The sequence below is a fragment of the Flavobacterium sp. BFFFF1 genome (genome assembly GCF_002256285.1).
GTDB lineage: Bacteria > Bacteroidota > Bacteroidia > Flavobacteriales > Flavobacteriaceae > Flavobacterium.
Genome location: NZ_NKJE01000021.1, coordinates 1 through 22,564, shown reverse-complemented (window position 1 = coordinate 22,564; position 22,564 = coordinate 1). Strand labels below are relative to the sequence as shown.

General features: G+C 45.5%; 12 protein-coding genes. 5 read left to right on the top strand and 7 right to left on the bottom strand.

The window, feature by feature from the left end; genetic code table 11:
• Positions 1-3: 3 nt before the first annotated feature.
• Positions 4-546, bottom strand: a complete 543-nt coding sequence (locus tag CFE23_RS12465; protein WP_291088495.1) for a heme NO-binding domain-containing protein — start codon at positions 544-546, stop codon at positions 4-6.
• Positions 547-550: 4 nt separating this feature from the next.
• Entirely contained in the window at positions 551-964 is a 414-nt protein-coding gene (locus CFE23_RS12460; RefSeq protein WP_291088493.1) for a response regulator, read from the bottom strand.
• A 362-nt stretch (positions 965-1,326) separates the two neighbouring features.
• Here CFE23_RS12460 and CFE23_RS12455 point away from each other — a divergent pair, with 362 nt between their 5' ends.
• From CFE23_RS12455 to CFE23_RS12440, 4 genes are all read left to right on the top strand, one after another.
• The gene (locus tag CFE23_RS12455) at positions 1,327-1,944 is read left to right on the top strand and encodes a TetR/AcrR family transcriptional regulator (RefSeq protein WP_291088491.1); all 618 of its coding nucleotides are present in this window, start codon (positions 1,327-1,329) and stop codon (positions 1,942-1,944) included.
• 53 nt (positions 1,945-1,997) lie between these two features.
• Entirely contained in the window at positions 1,998-2,783 is a 786-nt protein-coding gene (locus tag CFE23_RS12450; protein ID WP_291088489.1) for an SDR family oxidoreductase, read from the top strand.
• 4 nt (positions 2,784-2,787) lie between these two features.
• Positions 2,788-3,555 carry a hypothetical protein gene (locus CFE23_RS12445; RefSeq protein WP_291088487.1) on the top strand — a complete coding sequence of 256 codons (768 nt, stop codon included), beginning with the start codon at positions 2,788-2,790 and terminating at the stop codon, positions 3,553-3,555.
• A gap of 301 nt (positions 3,556-3,856) precedes the next feature.
• Positions 3,857-4,222, top strand: a complete 366-nt coding sequence (locus CFE23_RS12440) for a hypothetical protein (RefSeq protein WP_291088485.1) — start codon at positions 3,857-3,859, stop codon at positions 4,220-4,222.
• Positions 4,223-4,273: 51 nt separating this feature from the next.
• On the opposite strand, the gene CFE23_RS12435 is transcribed toward CFE23_RS12440, so the two are convergent.
• From CFE23_RS12435 to CFE23_RS12415, 5 genes are all read right to left on the bottom strand, one after another.
• Positions 4,274-7,915: a T9SS type B sorting domain-containing protein gene (locus CFE23_RS12435; RefSeq protein ID WP_291088483.1), complete on the bottom strand. Its 3,642-nt coding sequence runs from the start codon at positions 7,913-7,915 to the stop codon at positions 4,274-4,276.
• Complete coding sequence (locus tag CFE23_RS12430) at positions 7,872-11,276, bottom strand: gliding motility-associated C-terminal domain-containing protein (RefSeq protein ID WP_291088481.1); 3,405 nt, start codon at positions 11,274-11,276, stop codon at positions 7,872-7,874. The genes CFE23_RS12435 and CFE23_RS12430 overlap by 44 nt, the downstream gene beginning before the upstream one ends.
• 177 nt (positions 11,277-11,453) lie before the next feature.
• Positions 11,454-15,137 (bottom strand): T9SS type A sorting domain-containing protein, encoded by a 3,684-nt coding sequence (locus tag CFE23_RS12425; protein WP_291088479.1) that lies wholly within the window; start codon positions 15,135-15,137, stop codon positions 11,454-11,456.
• A gap of 217 nt (positions 15,138-15,354) precedes the next feature.
• Complete coding sequence (locus CFE23_RS12420; RefSeq protein WP_291088477.1) at positions 15,355-21,504, bottom strand: YDG domain-containing protein; 6,150 nt, start codon at positions 21,502-21,504, stop codon at positions 15,355-15,357.
• 215 nt (positions 21,505-21,719) lie between these two features.
• The gene (locus CFE23_RS12415) at positions 21,720-21,983 is read right to left on the bottom strand and encodes a DUF2892 domain-containing protein (RefSeq protein WP_291088475.1); all 264 of its coding nucleotides are present in this window, start codon (positions 21,981-21,983) and stop codon (positions 21,720-21,722) included.
• 216 nt (positions 21,984-22,199) lie between these two features.
• Here CFE23_RS12415 and CFE23_RS12410 point away from each other — a divergent pair.
• On the top strand, positions 22,200-22,564 hold a 365-nt coding region (locus CFE23_RS12410; RefSeq protein ID WP_291088473.1), incomplete at its 3' end, for a TetR/AcrR family transcriptional regulator.

Sequence of the window (22,564 nt, the reverse complement as noted above, 5' to 3'; positions counted from 1 at the left end):
ATTTTACCAGCTAATTTTAAATATTTCGTGATTGCTTCCGTCATCACGGGTCTGCAGGAGCTGAATTGTGACCGGAGTCTGATACATTTTTCCCAATCCCTGAATCAGCCCACGAACGAACTCCTGTAACCCTTCGCGTTTTGAAAAATAATGCAGGTGAATGCTGTCATCCGATACATCCGATACTTTAAACTCCGGAGGTGTCAATTTTGGATAGATCAACATCACCCGATTATGGAAATTAGGTAAATTTAATAAAAATTCCTTAAGGTTATTGCCCCCTGACTGCATTAAGCCGGTATATTTTTCGGAAGTGGTTTTTATCACCCACCATTCTCCGAAGGCAATTAAAACTTCGCCGACTGTCATGTCCATTTCCTCTGCAACCGCTATGGCGAGTTTGAAGGTAACGTCATCGTCATACGGCTCGCTGCTGATAAAAAAATCGATATCAATGCCACTTCGTTCTTTAATCAATTCCCATTTTTCAGCACCGAAATTCGCAATTACAAGGTCTTCAATAGCGCGGTTGACAATTCCATACATAAGGCTAACGGGAAATTAATTCGTTTAAACTCCAATAAGAAAGCATTTTCTGAATGCGGTCAACATAATCCTCATACTTCAGCGGCTTCAAAACGTAACCTGCGATGCCGATACGGTAACACTCCATCACTTCCCTATGATTACTTGAAGTCGTCAGGATGATTGCCGGAATGTACTTTAGATAATCGTCAGCCTTAAGGATCTGAAGAAACTCGATCCCATTGATCTTGGGCATATTCAAATCCAGAATGATAATATCGGGAATGATTTCTCTCTCTTTTAAGATTACCAACGCCTCTTCGCCATTGTTGGCCTCGATGATTTTGTGATTCATCTTTAATGTGGCGAGTACCCGATGGAATTTCATTACTTCGATGGCATCGTCTTCGATAAGAAGAATGTTCAGTGATTTTGACATTTTTATAAAGTCTGTTTATCCAATCAAAGCTAATTTAAAAGCATCAATACCACAGTTTCTTTCGGCGGACACCTTTTTGCTGTCGACGAATGGCAGTAAAGTGTCGACGAGTAAAAATTGACTTCAAATGTATTGGGTTGTGGTTTCCTGTTAGGTGTAGCATTGGGCAATTAAAGATTAAGTACAAACAATCTATTCTGCGATTCCCTCGCGGGCCGAACTGGACCAGCAAACGTTTAATACCGGTTTTTCTTACTGCTATCAGCCAATTGATCTCCCTTATCAACTATCATATTCCTCCATTATAAAAAAATTGAACAGCGTTCAAAAAAAACAATACATTTGTAACAGAAAATAATACGATGACTGTAGCTGATCGAAAAGCCCGCGACAAAGAGAACCTCAAAAGCCTGATTCTGAATGGGGCAAAAAAGCTGTTTCTCGAAAGGGGCATCGAACAGACGACCATCCGGAACATCGCGGATGAAATTCACTACAGCGTGGGGACGGTATATGTGTATTTTAAGGACAAAAATGCCATACTGCACGATTTACATACCATTGGTTTCCAGGAATTGGGAAACAGTTTTAAAGACCTGTTTATCATTGCAGATCCGATGGAACGCCTCCGCAAAATGGGCATCCGGTATATCAAATTTGCCATTGAAAATGCGGAAATGTATGGTTTGATGTTCAACATTAAAGCGCCGATGGAATTCATTGAACATTCAGAAAAAGAGGAATGGAATGAAGGTATCGGTACGTTTGAGGCACTTAAAGGCACCGTAGCACAATGCATGGAAAAAGGCCATTTTAAGGGACACCATTTGGAGCCTTTGGCCTTCATGATATGGAGTCTCGTGCATGGCATGTGCTGCCTTGAAATCAGGAACAGGACCAAGGGCGTTAAGTTTACAAGTCCGGAAACCATACTGTCAGACGGCTATCAGGAATTTTTAAAGATTATCGAAAACCACTAATATTTTTTTTATTAATAATTTGAACATTGTTCAGTAAAAAAAAACCGTTTAAAATGAAAGAAACTGTCTTAATCACAGGGGCCACTTCAGGTATCGGTCGCGAAATGGCACGAATGCTGGCTGCCCAAAAATTCAATCTGATTCTGGTCGCCCGAAACGGGGAAAAATTGGCAGTACAAAAAAAAGAATTTGAAAATTCATTTGGCATTCAGGTAACGATCTTTGCGCTGGATTTATCGGTTCAGGACAATGCCTATCTGCTGTTTGAGAAAGTCAGGAATGCTGATATCGCCGTAGATATGCTCGTCAACAACGCTGGAATTGGAAACTATGGTGCCTTCACGGAAACTTCTTTGGAACAGGAGCTGATGATGATTGATCTGAATATTTCAGCCGTCGTAATTCTTACCAAACTTTTCGGTCGGGAAATGGCAAAAAGGCGATCTGGTAAAATTATGAATGTGGCTTCCCTGCTCTCTTTCCTCCCATTTCCATATTATTCGGTCTACTCCGCAACCAAGTCGTTTGTACTGGCATTTACAGAAACGGTTGCTGCTGAAATGGAAAAATCGGGCGTTACCGTTACCGCGCTTTGTCCCGGCCCTGTTGATACGCCTTTCCAGACGAAAGAAATGCTGGAGACAAATGCTTACAAAGCCAACAAACCTGTTTCTGCAGCCTATGTTGCAAAAAAAGGGGTAGCGCTTTTGCTGGAAGGAAAAGGGAAAAAAATACCGGGATTCAACAATTGGTTCATCTCTAATTTGCCCCGAATCACACCGGACTACATCATGATGAACATCAAAAAAAAACTGGCCAGTCCAAAAAGTAAATCTTGAAACTATGAGACAATTATACGAAATCATCCGAGACAAGAATCAGCTGCTGCTGATTTACAGCGTGGTATGCATCATGGGCGCAATAATGTGTTTTACAATAAGCAGGTACAGCGCGGTTCAGGTAATGGGCATCAGTGCGTGGTTAAAACCGGCAAAATTCTTTCTAAGTGCGGCGCTTTTCACAATTACGATGGGTGTTTATTTGCACTACCTTGACAATCAAAAACAGGTGAGCCTATACAGTTGGTCAATCGTCGTTGTGTTTTCGCTGGAACTATTATTAATCGTGTATCAGGCGGCAAGAGGAAAAATGTCGCACTTTAATGTGGCCACGGCATTTGACCGGCTGGTCTTCAACATCATGGCATTGGCTATAACAATACTTATGCTGCACACGCTCTACATCGCGATCCTGTTTTTTAGCCAAAACCAATTCTCAGCACCGGAACCGATTGTCCTCGCTGTTAAATTAAGCATCCTGATTACAATCCTATTTGCTTTTGAAGGATTTGCAATGGGCTCCATTTTGAAACATACCATTGGCCACAGTGACGGCACTCCTGGTATACCGGTACTAAATTGGAGTAAAAACCACGGTGATTTGAGGGTGGCGCACTTCTTCGGGATTCATGCGATTCAGGTTATCCCTTTGCTGACCTACCTGTTGGCCAAAAGTAAAAGGGATGTAATTGTCATTTCCATTGCCTATTTTTTATTCGTGACCTACACCTTGATCCAGGCGCTACAGGGAAAACCATTGATTAAACTGTAAGGATGACCTTTGAAAAACGACTGAAAAAGACGGATTGCCTGCATTAAGACTACTTTTCCGGTTTCTAATGTTCAGCTATTAACTATAAGAAATATTGACGGACACGCACCAACATCATATTTGAAAACAACCAATCGTTTCTTCACGACATGATTTTTTTAATTTATCGCCATACCGTTGGTAAATAAGTTACCAAACAAAGTACATGGTCTGACAACCTGCACTGCCGCTTCACCAAAAAAACTTAACATTGCAATATTGTATTTACAATTATCTTTGCGAAAGATCAAAAAACTTACAAATGACCGAACAACAAAACGAAAAGGCTGAAACACCTGAAACCAATGCGACAGTGCATACGCCTCAGAAAGAAGACAACAATGATGCCGCTGTAGTGCCTTCAGAAGAAATCGAGATACCAACCACCGAAACGATATCCGAAGAACCCGAATTGTCTGAATTCCCCGAAAAGATTGAGAAAGTAGCACCGCGCAAAGCTGTTTCAAAAAAGGAAAAGGAGAAAGAGAAAGCCAAACTGAAAAAGCAAAAAGAAAAGCAAAAAGCGAAGCTCAAAAAAGCAAAAAAGGAAGCGAAAGAGAAAGAAAAAAGAGCTAAAAAGAAAGAAAAAGCGAAAAAAGATAAGGCGAAAAAGAAATCAAAGAAATAGTAAAAAGAAACCGGCTTAAAGCCGGTTTCTTTTTGTACAAATAGCAAATACCTATCTTTTCAGTGAAAAATGCGCTTTAAATTCTTTGTCCAGCCCCTGTCTGTTTTTATATGTCAGCGTAAACCAATAGTCTGAAGACGGAAGATCATATCCATTATAACGACCATCCCATCCACCTGATGCGGGGCTGATTGCGGTGAGTAATTTTCCGTAACGGTCAAAAATAAATATCTGCGACTTCGGCTGGTTGTAAAGTCCGCTGATGTTCCAGTAGTCATTGTATCCATCGCCATTTGGCGTAAAAAAATGAGGATAGTTTAATGCAAACACGCTTAATGCTATTTCCCCACAACCATTCTTATCCCGTACAACGATGTCATATTCTCCCTGGTAAATCTGGGAAAAAATGTTACTATCCTGTGCTGGTCCGTCATTCAGGATAAACTCATATTGGCCTGATCCGCCCGTAACATTAACTACGATCTGCTGATTGTCCTCAAAATCATCTCCAACAGTCGCGCTTGCAATGGCGATCGAAGAAGTTCCTACAGTCGTTGATGCCATCATGCTGCATCCGGTCAGCCTGTCTGTAGCAGTGACCGTATAATCTCCGGGTATATCGGTTTGAAGCGTATTCGAGGTCTCCAAAACCGGATTTCCGTTTAATGTCCATGCAAACCGGTATCCGGCGTCCGGTAATCCACAATATAAGTCAACCGTAGAAATAATGTCGCCGCTTACGTTGTCGAGGCACAAATAATAAGCGTTGTTCAGTACCGGATTTGGCAAGGCGTTTACAGTGACGGTTTTACTGGATAAAGCAGGACATGATCCCGATGTGGTGTAAGTTATGGTAACAGTACCGGCAACAATCCCGGTCAATTGGCCATTGGTATCAATCGCCGCTATGGTGTCATCACTACTGGTCCAATTACCCCCCGCATTTGCGTTTGAAAGGAGTATGGTTTCTCCAGCACAAACTGCATTTGCACCCATGATAGGCAACGCGGTCGTTCCCGTATTTACAGTAATCGTTAATGTTGTTGTCGTCGCACACTGACCAGCATCCGGTGTGAAGGTATAGATTGTAGTCGATGTATTGTTCAGCGCCGGCGACCAGCTTCCGGTAATTCCGTTTTGTGAAGTTGTGGGTAATGGCGCAAGTACACCACCTGAACAGATCGCGGGGACGCTGCTGAATGCGGGTACAACCGGCGTGTTAACAGTAATAGTTAACGTGGCTGTCGTTGCACACTGCCCAGTAGTTGGAGTAAAAGTGTAAATAGTTGTCGATGCATTGTTTAGCGCTGGTGACCAGCTTCCGCTAATTCCGTTTTGCGAAGTCGTCGGTAATGGTGATAGCGCATCGCCAGCACAGATGGCCGGGACGCTGTTGAATGTAGGTGTCACCGGTGTATTCACCGTAATTGTCAATGTCGTTGTCGTCGCACACTGCCCTGCATCGGGTGTGAAAGTATAGATTGTAGTCGATGTATTGCTTAGTGCCGGCGACCAGCTTCCGGTAATACCGTTTTGCGAAGTCGTGGGTAATGGTGAAAGTCCATCACCTGAACAGATGGCAGGAATACTGTTGAATGTTGGAATCGTGTTGCCACCGTTTACCGTTACTGTAAGCGTGGTTGTCGTCGCACACTGCCCTGCATCCGGTGTGAAAGTATAGATTGTAGTCGATGTATTGCTTAGTGCCGGCGACCAGCTTCCGGTGATTCCGTTTTGCGAAGTCGTCGGTAATGGTGAAAGCGCATCGCCAGCACAGATGGCCGGAATGCTGTTGAATGTCGGTGTCACAGGAGTATTCACTGTAATAGTCAACGTCGTAGTGGCCGCGCACTGCCCTGCATCCGGTGTGAAAGTATAGATTGTAGTCGAAGTATTGCTTAGCGCTGGTGACCAGCTTCCGGTAATGCCATTTTGCGAGGTTGTCGGCAATGGTGATAATGTATCGCCCGAGCAGATTGCCGGGATACTGTTAAATGTTGGGATCGTAGCGGCGGCATTCACTTCTAACTGTGCTGCGTGGCTGACAACTTTTCCGGCAGGCGATGTTACTTCACAATAATATTGGTACTTATCAAACGACAGCGGTGTGCCGGTCAACGTGAGGGTATTGGAGTTGGCACCACTGTAAACCGATGAATTCGTAACATTTGCCCAGCTTCCTGAACCTGTATGCACCTTCCATTGATAAGTAAAACCGGTATCGCTAGCCAGTACTAAAGAAAATGAGGTATTGCCGTTTTCACAAATGGTTTTGCTTACGGGTTGGTTATTTACAGCCGGAAGTGTATTCGTTGTTACGGCATGGACACCTATATCAGTGCAGGTTTCAGTCCCAACAAGATTCCAGTCTGATGCATTAAAAATAACTTTTGGCGCCACTGCATCCGGATTTCTGGTGATGGAGTAACCCGGCTGGCCAGTAATCACCGTTGAAGAAATCTGTACGTCATCGATGACTGTACCGTTTTTTACAAGCTTAAACTCGTCATTGGAATTAAAACCGCCACTGGGGTAATAGTGTCCAAAAGTTACTCCCGTACATGGAATTGCCGATGTCCCCACACCAAATAAATAGATTTCGCCCGGCGCTATGAAAGGCGAAATAGGCAGGGTGGGTGTTAAAGGTTCATCATAACTTGGTGTTGCATCATTGATATCGCCATACCTCCTGATGCTGTAAGCGGAAACGTCGACATTAGAATCGGTTCCGTTATAAATTTCTATAACGCCTCCGCTGCCAACCTCGGCGTCATACACTTCTGAAATATAAATATCAGTTGAATAATTTACTGCCGGCTGCGAAACAATCGATGTAAAAGTACCAGCTGAAGTACCTTCACAACCGTTTGTAATCAGTGTAATATTTCCGGAAATCGCCCCGGCGGGAATATATGCTTTAATTATGTTGTCAGAAACAACCGTAAATGATGCGGCGTTAACACCTCCAAATTTAACAGAACTCGTACCGGTATTGGCCAGAAAACCGCTCCCGTTAATTGTAACAAGCGTATTCTGAGGACCTGTTGTAGGCGAAAACGAGGAAATTACGGGCGCACTGCAATTTGGGGTAACACTACCGTTTAACTTAAAATCATCGAGGCGAAAAGTCCCATTACCCCCTGAACCGGTTAAAGAAAGCGTTACTGTTACTGTGCCTGTTAATCCGAAAATTGTATTGGCGACAGCGGTATTTCCTATTGCGGCCCCTGCAGTAGGAATGGTTCCCGAGCCTACGTTAATTCCGTTAATAGCCATGGCCCAGTTCTGTGGGCCAAAATTGCTTCGCTGTCTCCAAAAATCAAAAGAAGTTACCTCAACCTGATAACCGGGCGCCACATCAAAAGTCAGTGTAATAGAAGCGGCCGTCGAGGTCGTCAAACGGATGGCTTCACCGGTAGCGCCGTTATTACTGCTCCATGCGTTGGTGCTATTGCTCCAGGAAGAGTTTGACAGATGGGAATCAAATGTAACCGGCGCCACCGTGTAAGGATGGGTACTGATGGCTGTTGTACCGAAATTATGCAAATAGATCTGTGCGTATGCAACAGGTGCATTAACAAGGCAGTAAGATGCTAAAAGTATAAAAACAAATTTTCTTTTCAGGAAATTAATACCCATATAATTTTGATTATCGGTTGATGTAAACCCATCCAGTGAAAGTCTGTCCTCCATTGTCTACAATAACATAGAAATAGGTTGCATCGGGCAAAGTTTTTCCATCATTTGAAAGCCCTTTAAACTGATCCGTATAATTTTTATAATGAAAAACCTCTGTTCCGTAACGGTTAAATACGGTAAGGTCTTTTACACCCATGCCTGTCAAATCAAAAGCATCATTCTTATCATCATTGTTAGGAGAAATCCCCTTAGGTATGCTGCAGAAAATCCCTTCCACTGTAAAACTTCTATTCACACTGCAACCGTCCTGATTCGTAATGGTTACCGTATAATCCAGCGGGAATTGAACATTAGGTTGGTCTCCAACTAATGCCGTTATATTCAGGGTGTTTTGTGTGCCAACCACATCACCGACAGCGTCTTTCCAAAGGTAATCGGCCTGATCCAGATCGGTTGACCCCGCAATCGGATTTACCTGAAGCAGGTATTCCCGGTTGACACAGCCTTCGCTGACGTCAAAATTGATTTGGCTTACCGTAACCGTGGTGGTTACCGATGCTGCGCATTGTCCTATTGAAGGCGTGAATGTGTATATGCCGTCTGCCGTAGCATCTATAATTGCAGGGCTCCATGAACCTGAGATTCCGTTTGCTGATGTTGCCTGCAGTGTAGGGGCTGTTTCTCCATTGCAAAGTACCAGTGTAGCGGGAAAATCAGGTGTGACCAAATTGTTTACGGTAATGACAAGTGTCACAGGTGAAGCACACTGTCCTGAGTCAGGAGTAAATGTGTATGTTGTCGTGGCAGTATTGTTCAATGCTGGCGACCAGCTTCCAATGATTCCATTCGTAGAAGTCGTAGGCAATGGTGACAGGTTATCTCCTGAACAGATTGGCGTAACTGCATTGAATGCTGGCGTTAGCAATGAATTCACCGAAATTGTCAGCGTAGTTGTCAAAGCACATTGCCCTGCATCCGGCGAAAAAGTGTAGGTCGTTGTAGCAGCGTTGTTTAATGCCGGCGCCCAGCTTCCGGTGATGCCATTCAATGAGGTCGTTGGCAACGCAGATAAGGCATCGCCTGAACATATTGCGGGAACTGCATTGAATGTTGGGGTTTGTAAAGCATTTACCGTAATTGTCAATGTCGTAGTTAATGCACATTCACCGATAGTTGGCGTAAACGTATAAGTTGTTGTAGTCGTATTATTTAATGCCGGAGCCCAACTTCCGGTAATTCCATTGATCGAAGTTAAGGGCAGTGGGGAAAGTGTGTCTCCAAAACAGATTGCAGGAATGCCATTAAACAAAGGCACGGTAGTTGGCGTATTTACAGCAATTGTAAGGGTTGTTGGTAAAGCACACTGGCCGGCATCCGGTGTAAAGGTATACGTTGTCGTTGCGTTATTGTTTAATGCAGGCGACCAGCTTCCGACAATTCCATTCGTCGAAGTCGTAGGCAATGGAGACAAAACACCTCCGATACAGATTGGTGAAACCGCATTAAATGCTGGTGTCAGTAAAGGATTTACGGTAATTGTCAATGTGGTCGTCAATGCGCATTGCCCCGCATCCGGTGTGAACGTATACGTCGTTGTCGCAGTATTGTTAAGCGCAGGCGTCCAGCTTCCGGCAATGCCATTCGTAGACGTCGTTGGGAGTGCTGTTAAGGTATCACCGAAACAGATCTCAGGAACTGCAACGAATCCAGGGATCGTACTCGGAGTATTTACAGTAATGGTAAGCGTGGCTACAGAAGCACATTGCCCTGCATTTGGAGTGAAAGTATACGTCGTCGTGGCAGCATTGTTTAGTGCGGGCGCCCAACTTCCAATAATCCCATTTGTCGAGGTTGTCGGTAATGGCAGAAGTGTATCACCTGCGCAAATTGCCGGAATGCTGTTGAATGTTGGCACCACTGGTGTGTTGACAGTAATCGATAGTGTGGTTGTCGTGGCACATTGCCCGGCATTTGGCGTGAATGTGTACGTCGTTGTAGCGGTGTTGTTCAATGCTGGTGTCCAGGTTCCCAGAATGCCATTCGTCGAAGTCGTTGGCAAAGCTGCGATCACATCGCCGGAACAAATGTCAGGAACCGCAGCAAATGTGGGCACAATACCCGGAGTGTTTACAGTAATCGTGAGGGTTGCAGTAGAAGCACATTGCCCTGTGGCGGGCGTGAACGTGTAAATCGTTGTGGCGCCGTTATTCAGTGCAGGCGACCAGCTACCCGTAATACCATTGGTCGAAGTTGTTGGCAGTGGGGATAAAACATCTCCCAAACAGATCGCGGGAACCGCATTAAACGTTGGAACTTGTATCGTATTTACCGTAATCGTTAATGTCGTTGACGAAGCACATTGCCCAACATTTGGAGTGAACGTGTACGTTGTTGTGGCAGCGTTATTTAATGCAGGGGCCCAGGTTCCTAAGATGCCATTAGTGGAAGTCGTTGGCAATGGGGAAAGCGGATTCCCGGAACAGATGGCCGGAACCGAATTGAAAGTAGGTGTGATACTGTTGGTCACCACGACGTCAATCGTATCTGTTACGATCGCACCACAGCTATTCGTCACAGTCAGCGTCAGTGTAACTGTGCCTGTTGCGGCAGGATCAAGCGTATAATCGGTCGATAAAGCAGTCTCGTCGGAAAACGACCCGGATGCAGCAGACCACAACACCGTTTGCTGGCCCTGCGCTGTTCCTGTAAGTGAAACGGTACCTCCGGCACACGAATTCACAGACGGCGCCCCGGCATCTACAGTAAATGGCTGTACTGGTGCAGAACAGCCGTTATTGATGTATGTAGCATTTCCGGACGGATCGAAAGTAACAATCGCGCCATCACCTGCGGTTGTGGCTCCACTACTGTTAATCAGTAATGCCCTGTTATAAGTAACCGTATCGGTACAGGCATTAAAAGATATGGTAAGTGTTCTGGTCCCGGTTCCCGAATTGGCAAAGTGCCCGCCAGTCGTTGTCGCATTATCCTGGTACAATATATAAATATCCTCTGTCAGTGCCCCAAACGAGTTTAAGGCCGTATCGAGGTTGAAACTCGTTACAAGGATCACATTGGCATTGGCCGGTAGTACGCCGCCAGTCGGTTCGATTAATTGGCCGCATCCTCCTGCGTCAAGGATATCCGCATTTAAGTCTGCGGTCTTCGTAGCCGTTGTGCCATCCTGTACAAGCCCCTGCCACGGATTATTGGGCCAGTCGACGACTAATGAACTTGTATTAACTGCAGTCGGACCAACCTTAAAGCGCACCATTTCATTCAGCCCTTCCTGTCCGCCACAAGCGTCTACCAGAATACTTTCGATCTGGAAGCACTGTGAAAAACTATGTTGAACATTTACAAAAACAAAAACAAACGTGAACGCTATTGATAGCAGGTATTTTTTCAATATCATTTTAAATTATTTAAACCGGGCAAAGTTCGGTTGTATATCTCATTCTAATTTTCACGCCGGATTAATAAATTGTTATATGTTCCGTGTTTCCTTAGCTTTTTGTCGATGAAAATTTTACAATAAATTAACATCGCGCGCCAAATTTAATGGAAAATATTAATTAACGAAGCTTTATTTTCATTTCTTAACGAATCGCAATACACTAAGGACATCACCCGATTGTACTTTCATAAAGTAAATTCCTTCAGGCAGTTGTGAGACGTCGATGTCAAGAAGGCTCTCATTTCCTTTAACGCTTTTCAATTCCTGGCCATTGATGTTATAGATTATTGCTAAAGTGATGGTTTCCGTGTAAGCAATATGCAGGATGTCCTGTACGGGATTTGGATAGAAAACAAATTCGTGTGAATCAAAATCCCCTACCGATAGTTCCGCGGTAACAGTTACAGCCAATGCCGCTCCCCTACATCCATTAACAGCTTGTGTTACATAATAAGTCGCGCCATTAACCAAGGGCGTGTTTACGTCTGCCGGTAGGTCTTCCTCCAAATCTGATTCCGTCAAGTACCATTGTAAATCCATGCCGGAAACGTCAATATCTGCAAGCGTCTCCCCTTCAGTAAATTCCTGCTCCGTTTCGCCCTCAGGTGCATCGGTGCTGTTTATGGTAATTGAAGCGAGCGTTCTGCCACTTTCACAGCCGTTAATGGTTTGGGAAACGTAGTAGTCTCCCGTTGCCAATGCTTCTGAATCCGATAAGACATTTCCGCCGGAAAGGCTGGTATACCATTGGATTCCTGCGCCCGAAGGCTCTAAATCAGATACGATAGCCTGATTGCAGAAGGACTGCGCTGCGGTAACAGGTGCATCGATCATATTTACAGTCACTGATGTCAGCGTTCTGGCACTTTCGCAACCGTTAATGGTTTGAGAAACATAATAATCTCCCGTTGCCAACGCTTCAGAATCCGCCAGGACATTTCCGCCGACGCCATCCGCATACCACTGAATACCTGCACCCGATGGGAACAAATCCGCAACATGCGCTTCGTTACAAAAAACCTGTGATTGTGTAATCAATGAAGGAACAGTATTGACCGTTATTGCCGCCACGGTCGAATACGTTACGGGACAATTGCCATTGGCTACAACGGCACGATAATATGTCGTTGCCGTTAAATCAGCATACGCTAAACTGCTGGTGGTATTGTCTATGTCCGCGAATGTGGCAAAAGAGATGTTTTCAGAAGATTGCCATCCGATAATGCTCCCGTTGTATCCTGTGAGTTCCAGCGTCCCTGAATTTTCGCCATTGCATACGGTTGCGCTTCCTGAAACCGTTCCGCCGTTACTGAACGAATTGACGGTCACTGTGGCCGATCCCGTCAACCCCGCAGGCAAAGCCTGGCAGTGTGCGTCCTCGACTGCTGTAACGGTGTACGTTTTTGTACTGAAAATACTTGCCGTGAAGGTATACGGACTTTGCATAATATTGTCTTCGGTGAATGCGGAAGTGCCATCTGTATAGGTGATGTTCCAGGGCGCTGTTCCCGTCAGGCTGATGCTGATATCCGACGACTCCGTTCCGAAGCAGATCGACTGATCACCCACTATTGTTGCCGTTGGTCTTTCGTTTGCGATCAGTAAAGTACTGATCCCGTTTACCTCGTAGGTACACGATGGCAGGACATCGGTACGCGTGATCGATTCAACACGGAATTCCTCTCCGTCATCGTCCGCAAGAAGCGACAACTGGAAAGTCGCTGTTCCTGTAGCGTCGGCTGTAACACCATTTACGGTTTGAAGGCTACCGCCGGCAATCGTGTAGTCTATAGCTGATGTTGTAGACGGGAGCATTCCGGTAACGGTTACTGTGGTCATCTCTCCTGAACCGCACACCGGAGTTGTAATGACACCCGAAATTTGCGGAAGTGGATTTACAGCTAATGTTAGCGTGTTGTTTGCAGTTAAGGTGATTCCGCAGGAAGGGGTAATATCCGACCTTTCGATAGCCGTAACGGTTAAGGTTTGTCCATTATTTTGCGCGTTGAGCAGCACATTAAAGTTTAGTTCACCGCTTCCATCCGAAATCTGTCCTGTCAACACCTCATCCGGCGCCGAATTGATATTATAAGTAATATTAAAAACCGCGTCAGGCGATACCCCTGACAAAGTGATTATGGCTTCATTACCATCGCAAACGGCTTGCTGTTGCACAATTCCTGAAAATGGCGTGATGTTGTTAATGATAATATCGTGACCATTGTCATTGGAGCTAAACGTAAGCGGATTATCATTAAAAACCCTGACCCGGTATTGCGTACCAGCAGTGAATCCGGCCGGAAGGGTTACCGTAATCGGGCTGGTAGCAGATGTTCCGACAATATTTTCAGGCAAATTTGAAAAGTTTCCATCGACATCGGAAATCTGTGCATAAAATAAAGTCCCGGTAAAGCTTCCGCTGGGCGTAAAATCAACATCAAATGTATTCGCGACACCATTGCAAAATGGCCCATATGGTTCATCATCAGACAGAATGGTACTTGGCGGATCTACAATTCCCGCAATGGTAAAGAAGGTGCTTAATCCACCGCCGTCAACCGATACGGTGTCCGGAGCAATGGCGCCCGCAGTAAGGCCGGCTTTCATCCTCACATATATTTCGGGATTGACAATGGTATTATCTGCGGAAGCATATGCAAACGCTGCGGAAAAACCCCAATTGATGCCATCAGCAGAAATTTCATAATTTGACGAACTGCCTCCTGATATTGAAAAAATGATGGTCCCCGACGCAGGTGAAAGTGCGATTGATGTAAGGCTTGTCAGTTGAAATGCCGCTGAAGGCCCTCCATTTTCTGGATACGTAAGACTGTTGATAACTTCAGGTGTAACCGATAACGCAGGAACGGGAAGCCCTGTTCCTGAAACGGCGACGATCTTATCGTCAGCGCCGGGCGACGTCAATGTAATGTTTCCACTGACGGCACCAGTCGCTACTGGTTTGAAACGCACCCATATCTGCATGTCATTCAAGCTGCCCCCTACCGGACTGAAATCGCTCCCGGGAAACCAATTGGTATTGTCGGTACTAATCTCAAATCCTGCAGAAGCTGCAATGCTGACATCATCTGTAAGGCCCTCACCGTCGAAAGTAAAACTTTGTGAAGCAGAAGTGGCTCCTACTATCACATCACCGAAATTGTTCAGCGAGGTCAATGATGGCGTGATTAACGGGCTAATAAGTGGCGCTACCACGCCCTCAATCCTAAGGCAATTGGTACCGTTATTAAGGTAGTAATTACCGGTGGAAGAGCCCTGTGGGACAATATAGATTTTTATGGTGCTTCCTGTAGCAACTTCCTGTAAATCGTTTATTCCGCTTAAATCTGCACTGTTTGGTGTGCCGGTATTGCCACTTGAAGATGTCGTGATCCAGTCCGTTATTTTTGTTGGCGGCGCATTGTTTATAGAATACCATACGGAACAGCCTGACGGGCCGGCGTTAGACCTCCTTGTCGCCGTTGAAATGCTGCTTAAGCTTACTTTATAACCTGCTGTAGCCTGGAACGTAAAATAAAAGCTTCCTACGTCAGTTGGCGTACCGGTCCAGCCTCCGGCGCCGCCCCAGGCAGATTGTGCGGCGCCGCCAGAAGTTCCAATAGCGCTTCCCCTGGTCAAACCGGAACATTGCAGGTGGCTGTCAATCGTTTCCGGCGCCCATGGACTGACTCCAAATCCACCGCCATTGTTACTTGAATTCCAACCCAGAAGCTGGGCATTTCCAGCCCAAGGGATGCTTAAAGAAAGTAGGATGTAAAATAAGAGGCTACAGATTTTCGGTTGTAAAGATTTCATCATAATCATGAGGTAATTTGTTATAGGTTTTCATTTTCATATCGACACAAATATCCAAACCCGATGTTGCGTGGACTTTACGGCTGCATTTAATTAGTGTCAGTACAAAATCATCTTTATGTAAAGCAGATATCAATTTATCGCAAACAGCGCGTCACGAATCAAAAAACCCTGCAGTAAAAACTGCAGGGCCTACCTGTCAAAGTATAAAAAATGAGGACTAAAACACGATTTTTCTGCTGACGACACGTCCATCGGCCAGGGTGGCCCTGACAATGATCAGCTGCTCGCTGATGCCCGGGTTTCTGACCACAGCTGTTGGTGCATCGATGCCGCTTTGTTCAAAGAGCAGCCTTCCACGGATATCGAACAGGGCGACATCTGATAGGTTTATATTTCCGGTATGGATTTCCAGGTGATTATCTTTGGTAAAAATCACCATGCTTTCGACCGATGTCACTGGCGTTACGGCCAGGGGCGAATTTTGGTAAACTACTTCAAAGCGCTGTTCAAATGTGCCGGGTACTGTGGCGAATGTATAAGGTGCATCCTTTAGATTAACCGTTGTTCCTACGGCATGGTCTTTCAGGAAAATATCCTGGCCTTCTGAAAACAAGCCGTCGAAATGGTCCAGCGTGATGGTATAATTTCCAGCTTCGGAAGCCTTAAAACCCAATGGTACCGAATCACTATCGGCAAACGGAAGCGCCTTCCCCTGGATCGTATATGAAGTATTATCCAAGATATTGTACAGCACCGCATTCTGATTTTCCAGCATCTTGCCGTCAAATTGTATGTCCAGGCCATCGGTAGCCCCTTCAACGTAACCTATTAATATCTGGTTGTATTTCTTCGCCGCACTGGTCAGGTTGAGCCACAATCTTGATCCGGAGTTCGGGTTGTCAGCTGATCTGAAAAACTGGTTGTCATGATTGTCCGCACGCATGCTGTTGCTGAAGGTGACAGTGGTGGTGTTCAATGGTACTTTTACCATAAACCCCTGCCCGTTCTGGATGGTACCGTTTGGCACTTCTCCTCCCAAAGCCGAAGCCGCTCCGGTTTCATTATATGTTGCATAATTGGCACCGCTGTCTGCACCCTGTTGGGTATGGGTCCAGAAATACAGCGTTCCGATGGTGGGGTTAGCCAATGCAAACGCAGCCGCGCTTATCGGTGAAGGATAAGGATTTCCAATCAGGTTATAACCCAATCCAGCAGTAGTAACCGGCACGACAACCGTCCCGTTGTGCGGTGCGCCTTGAAACACACCAACGAAGTTTTGTGGCGCAGCGGGGAAATCATTTGGGGCCCGGAGCATATATCCTTTACCATTGGCAAACGTGGTAGCAGTAGGGTCCACTGCAGTAAATAAGTTTGTCGTTTCGTTCAGGACGTAAAAGCGGTTCGGCAAAGTCTCCGGCGTAAAATCAAATAACAATTGGTTTGATACCGGTGATGACCAGTAAACGTAATCCTGACGCCTCATCATGGCATTCCTTTTCACGGTGATTTCGCCGGTATTGGACGCAGCACTTACCTGAATCAGATTTGCATTATTCTCAAAGAGGACGGTGCCTGCATTGTTGAGTTCGTCTTCCAAACGCATTGTTGTTCCAGAAGAAACGGTCACTGTGCCTGATAATACCGTAAGGCTTTTAGCGATCAACGCTCCGTCAACCTGGGTCGTATAATCCCCAGCTATTGCGGCAATGGCATTGGCATCCGGAGTGCCGTTCGACCAGGCATCACCGTCCCACGTTGTGGTTTTTAAAATATAAAGGTCCCTGAACCGCGTCGTATTGCTGCCTGCAGTCATCTTAATCCTAAGCTTTCCTGTCGTCACCGGATACAGCGTAAGGTCAACATCTGTTTTTGTTGTAGTAAAGGAAGCTGAAGGAGGTACCAACGTTCCAATCGTGGTGTAATTTGTACCGCCGTCAACGGAAATTTGCAGTTCCAATGTCTGCCCGCTGACACCCCCGAATGTTGCTGCGGCATAACCCACCTGGATGGTACGGGTCTGTGTAAAATCAATTACAGGGGTTTCGATGTAACCATTTAATCCAATTTGTTCATAACCGGTAGCATTAAACGTAGCATTATTTATGACAAAACCTTGTGCCAAAGCATTATCCACTGCCACTTGCGTCCGGAAATCATTTGTATATGGAATCCTAAAAGGTTCCCTGACGATGGCCTGCACATTCCGGTTGACGGTCGGTGCGCCGCCACCACTTATGGCTACCGTACCATTATAGGTTCCCATTACCAGGCCGGAGACTGATCTGACATAGACAAGCGCGTTCGTTATGCCGCCGTTTGTATAGGGTATTGTGGCTTCATTGGCAAAAGTGATATTATCCGCAGAAACCTCAAAATTGACAGAAGCTGTCGCCGTAACGCTTCCGGATACAGGATTAAGATTGGCACCTGTTACCGACAGCGTTTTTGAAGCAGAAGGTCCTGAACCGACAAAATAATCCAATGCAGTCAATGCAGCCGGCGTAACCGAAATGGATGGAACTGCACTTGCATTTACATTTCCGTTGAACGTAAAGCTGTTGATGCTAAAAGTTCCCGCGGAGGCGCTCGCTCCAAAGGCGTATATCCTAAACGTAATCGCCGTGGTAATATCCTGATAAGCTGTAGCAGAAAGGCTGATCGTGGTACCCGCTACCGTTGGAGAACCGATTCCAGTTACGTAATTGTCTTTGCTTGATCGGATTACGACTGAAGTAGGTCCTGTTCCCGATGCCTGCCCGGTATAAATAAAGTTAGCAAAATCAATTTCATATCCCGAGTTTGGTGTGATTGTCAACTCGAAATATTTGGCCGTATCAATGGCAGGCGTATTCCAGCCATTGGCCGTATACCTGTCATTGGCATTGGTTCCTGTGATACCAGTACTTCTTCCGATTCCGGAAACGGTAATGTTGGCGTTAAGTGTTTGCCCGGTGGTATAAGGATTTGAAGTGTTTGGGTTTGTTCCGGTAATCGGATTTGAGAAAATGGAGACCGGTACCGCATTTACGGTAAGCGTCCTGTCGACAGCAACAGCCGCATTGTAGTTCGTATTCCCTGCCTGACTCGCCGTGATGGTGGAAGTGCCGGTTCCCGTAATGGTTACTGTGGCGCCCGAAACGGTCGCGACCGCTGGGTTAGCACTGCTAAAACTAACGGCCAACCCGGAGCTTGCCGTCGCCGTTAACGCAAAAGGAGCATCGGCTGTGGTTTTCACAGGAAGTGTACCAAAAGTAATTGTCTGGTCTGCTTTGATAATTGTCAGTGCCGTGGTATTGCCTGCATCCTGAGTAAAGCTATAGTTCGTTGCAGTAAGGCCTGCCCCATTGATCGCATAAATTCCTGGAGTGCTGGACGCATTGGCCGGAGACGTAAATATTAATGTGCCTGTGGTAGCAGTAATATTTTCTCCGTTTACAAATCCATTAACTGAACCTGTAAAACCTGGGTTGGCCGTATTGTATTGTCTTACAGCCGGATTTGCAATATAAGTAAGCGTCGCCGGAAGGATTGATGCCGTGATGCCTGAACTGTCCAGCGTGTAATTTCCGGCATCCGCACCGGTTAAAGAAAGCCCGTTGATTTGCAGGATTTTGTTGGCTCCTGCATTTGCATCTGTAAATGCCACTGTTGCCGTGCCGTCAATAATTACGTCTTCTGTACCAATAATGCCATCTATTGCCGGTGTTCCTGAAAATGTGGCATTGGTCGTTCCATCGTAAGTTTTACTTTCTGCAACAATTCCGCTCAGGAGTAATGCTTTAGGCAATAAATTTCCTGTAAGTACAGGTTGTGACAATACATAGTTTGGAGCCGATGCACCGGTAAGCGTATACCCCGTTACCGTCACATTTTTGCCATTGCCTGGTGTAGGCGTCTCAAAATCAGCTGTTACCGAAGTGGCATCTAATAAGACTTCAGCCATGTCAGCTGGAAGGATACCATCAATTGCGGCGATACCACCCAGGGTGGCAGCCGTGTTGGCATCATATATTTTATCGTTAACCGAAATGCCGCTGATGGTCGCTGCTTTTGGCGTGATATCGGCACTTAAGCCGATTGGTTGCGTTATGGAATACCGCGTACTATCAGCACCGCTTAGGGCGAGCATTGCAGTAATTGCCTTACTGGATCCGGCGTTGGCGTCCACGAAGCTTCCATTACCTGAAACCGTCACCTCGTCACTACCCACTATTCCGACCAATGTCGCTCCGGTAAGCGTTGCGATGGTATTGCCATTGTATTCTTTTGAAGCGGCACTTGTGCCAGTCACCGTAAGTGTTTTTACTGTTATATTCAATGATTGTTGTACTGGTGTCGCCGGATTAAAATTGGCGTCTCCAATTTGTAAAGCGATAATAGTCGTTGTTCCGGGTGCGATGATCGTAACCGTGTTTCCTGATACCGTGGCTACGTTTGTATCCGAACTGCTGTAGGTGATCGGTAATCCGGATGTTGCTGTAGCCAATAGTTCAAACGCAGCGTCACCATAAGTAACCGGAGCAAGGGCATTAAATGTAATGACCTGATCCTGTTTTGCTGTAGAAGAAACGTTAAGTACCTGATCAACCGGAACGGCCGGATTGTAATTGTTGTTACCCGCCTGCAAAGCGGTGATGGTCGTCGTCCCCGAACTTATTATGTCAACTGTATTTCCGGAAATGGTAGCGACATTGGTATCCGAACTCGTGTATGAAACCGTAAGGCCAGAGCTAGCAGTAGCAGTAAGACCGAAATCCGGATCTGTATCTAATTTCAGATCCAGCGGACTAAAAGTTAGCACCTGGTCCGCTTTATTAATATTGGCTGTGATGCCTGTTGGCTGTGCTGAAAGGGTGTAGTTTGCAGCATCGGCACCGGAAATGCCAAGTCCTGAAATGGTAACCCCTATTGACGTCCCAGCATCAGTTGTGTCGAACAAAGCCGTCGCCAACGCTGCGTCAACCGCCACTACATCCGGAGAAATTACTCCTATAACTGTTGCCGATCCAAGATTTAATACCGCTGTATTGGAATTATCGTAAGATTTGTTGTTAACCGTTACGCCGGAAATACTGACTGCTTTGGGTGTAATGTTTGCGGTTAAGCTTGGTTGCGTAATGGTATAATTGGCGGAAGGCGCTGTATAACCTGAAACAGCAATGGTTTTTCCGTTACCGGCCAAAAAATTTGTAAAAGTAGCTGTTGGAGTGCCACTCACAACAAACGATTCGCCATTAACCAATCCCGAATAAGTTGCTGTTCCCGTAAAAGAAGCGGTGACGTTGCGGTCATACACTTTATTGGTTCCTGTAAGTCCGGTAATGGTAAGGCTTTTAGCATTCACAACATTTCCGCTGGCAGGCGTGGCAACATTAACTGACGTTGCTCCTGTGCTACTTAATACAATCGCGGCAGCATTATAGGACCCCACTGCGGCATTGGCTTTCAAACGAATTCTTAACGAGCCGCTGGCGTTTCCGCCGCTTTGCGTGAAAGAGGCTGTTGTGTTGTATGAAATTCCGTCAGCAGAGACTTCGAAACCTGCTGGCGCTGTGGCCGTAAGGTTCGTGGTCAGGTTACTCCCAGAAACTGTAAATGTCTGCACAGCAGAAGCCGTTCCGTAAGTCGTAGTAAAAACGGCAGACGGCGTCGCACCAGGGAACGTAGCGGTGAGGCTAACATTGTCTATACCGATCCCCTGCCCATTTGAGGAGCCACCGACACCGGTAAACGTCCATCGCAGGTAATATTTGGCAGCAGGTGCAATGCTTAATCCAGAAAGGGTAAAGCTTTTAGAAACAGAAGTCGCAGGATTTACAACGGTATTTCCTCCATCTGCAGCATAACTTTGATCTCCCGCTGTATTGGCAGTTGCTGGAGCCGTCGTGGCACCATGAAAAAAAGTCCAGTCGAAAGCCCTCGAACCTGATCGGTATTTCTCATAATTAAAGGAGACCAATAAAGAGGTAATATTGGAAGCGCCATTGTTCTGGATTTCCATGATGATTGATCGGGGACTGGAAAATGATCCGGAATTCAGAAAACCAACTGCCCGGTCTGTGGAACTGCCGGTCACACCGTCTGCCCAGTTGACGGCAGCGCCGGATGAACTGGCCCCTACAGCCCCAGTGCCACTTGTACCATAAGCCTGCGTTGTTGCGGTAGTTCCCGAGGTGTAATCTGTTCCGATTTTAAATCCAGTGGGCAATGATGCCGTTCCGGAAGTACCCATACTATTAAAGTTCTGGGTTACAGGGGTCGTATTCGTTATAATAACCTGGGCTTTCACTTGCCATTGCAGGCAAAATAATGTCAGGCAGAATAAGGATACGCTGAAATTTTTCTTAAACAGTAAAGTGCTTTTCATAGTTTTTTATTTTTATGTCAAAGCTACTTTCACAAGATTAAGTAATCCCGTCCTGAAAATCAGTAAATGTTTATGTTTCTGGTTATCAATTGTAATGTAAGTGTAAAGGAATTTATTTTTCGAAATTCACATAACATAACAACGGATGACGCCATACCATCAGAGAGGAATGGCCAGTGTTGTTCGATACGGAAAAGTAAGTCGCAGGAAGTATTTTAGGCTTTAGTAGCCGCTTTGTGCATTTTTTTGCGCCTGTGCCTTTTGCGCCTCAGCGGATTTTCGGTCCTGGTGTCAACATCGAGAAAAAGGTACAACGGACAATAATGAACGGTGCCTGTTACGATGGTGTAAAAAGAGATTCCTATTAATATATCGCGAACCAACTCGTCCTGTATGGTTACAAACAGGAAAAAAGCCAGCGCCAGCCCGCCAATGATTATACGTATTAACCCGTCTTTATTTCCAACATTTCGTTTCATCACGCTTATTTAACGGTAGTTATTATTTCATTTCACGATCACAAAATTACGCGTATCCAATGAAAACCATTAATCACCTTCGTTAACAAAAAGAGAACTTTTCTACCATGCTGCAAATAACCGCTTTCCGGAAACGTTGCCAAATGACTGTTAAATAAAAATTAAAAATTTTAAATTGATAGTAATACTATTATATTTGCAATCAAAATAACCGAAATGAAAGAAATACTTTCCAATATCAAAATCCACGTGAATGAAAAAATCTATCTTAAAGATCCTGAAACATCAGCCCTTGGTCGTAATATCATTCAACACAGCATCCTGCTAATCGATGAAATAGGGTTTGATAATTTTACCTTTAAGAAGCTGGGAGAGCGCATCGGCTCTAATGAGAGCTCCATTTACCGGTATTTTGAAAACAAACACAAGCTATTGGTATACCTGTCTTCGTGGTATTGGAGCTGGATAGAGTACAAGCTCGTTTTCTCTACCACCAATATCCCGGACCCTATGGATCAGCTTAAAAAAGCCATCGCGGTGGTGACCGAAAAAATTCAGGACGATGTTGCTACCGACTATAT

Bases quoted from the DNA above. Each gene is read 5' to 3' on its own strand.
- CFE23_RS12430 (WP_291088481.1), bottom strand. From the start codon at position 11,276: ATGATATTGAAAAAATACCTGCTATCAATAGCGTTCACGTTTGTTTTT.
- CFE23_RS12450 (WP_291088489.1), top strand. From the start codon at position 1,998: ATGAAAGAAACTGTCTTAATCACAGGGGCCACTTCAGGTATCGGTCGC.
- CFE23_RS12440 (WP_291088485.1), top strand. From the start codon at position 3,857: ATGACCGAACAACAAAACGAAAAGGCTGAAACACCTGAAACCAATGCG.
- CFE23_RS12445 (WP_291088487.1), top strand. From the start codon at position 2,788: ATGAGACAATTATACGAAATCATCCGAGACAAGAATCAGCTGCTGCTG.
- CFE23_RS12455 (WP_291088491.1), top strand. From the start codon at position 1,327: ATGACTGTAGCTGATCGAAAAGCCCGCGACAAAGAGAACCTCAAAAGC.
- CFE23_RS12465 (WP_291088495.1), bottom strand. From the start codon at position 546: ATGTATGGAATTGTCAACCGCGCTATTGAAGACCTTGTAATTGCGAAT.
- CFE23_RS12425 (WP_291088479.1), bottom strand. From the start codon at position 15,137: ATGATGAAATCTTTACAACCGAAAATCTGTAGCCTCTTATTTTACATC.
- CFE23_RS12435 (WP_291088483.1), bottom strand. From the start codon at position 7,915: ATGGAGGACAGACTTTCACTGGATGGGTTTACATCAACCGATAATCAA.
- CFE23_RS12420 (WP_291088477.1), bottom strand. From the start codon at position 21,504: ATGAAAAGCACTTTACTGTTTAAGAAAAATTTCAGCGTATCCTTATTC.
- CFE23_RS12415 (WP_291088475.1), bottom strand. From the start codon at position 21,983: ATGAAACGAAATGTTGGAAATAAAGACGGGTTAATACGTATAATCATT.
- CFE23_RS12460 (WP_291088493.1), bottom strand. From the start codon at position 964: ATGTCAAAATCACTGAACATTCTTCTTATCGAAGACGATGCCATCGAA.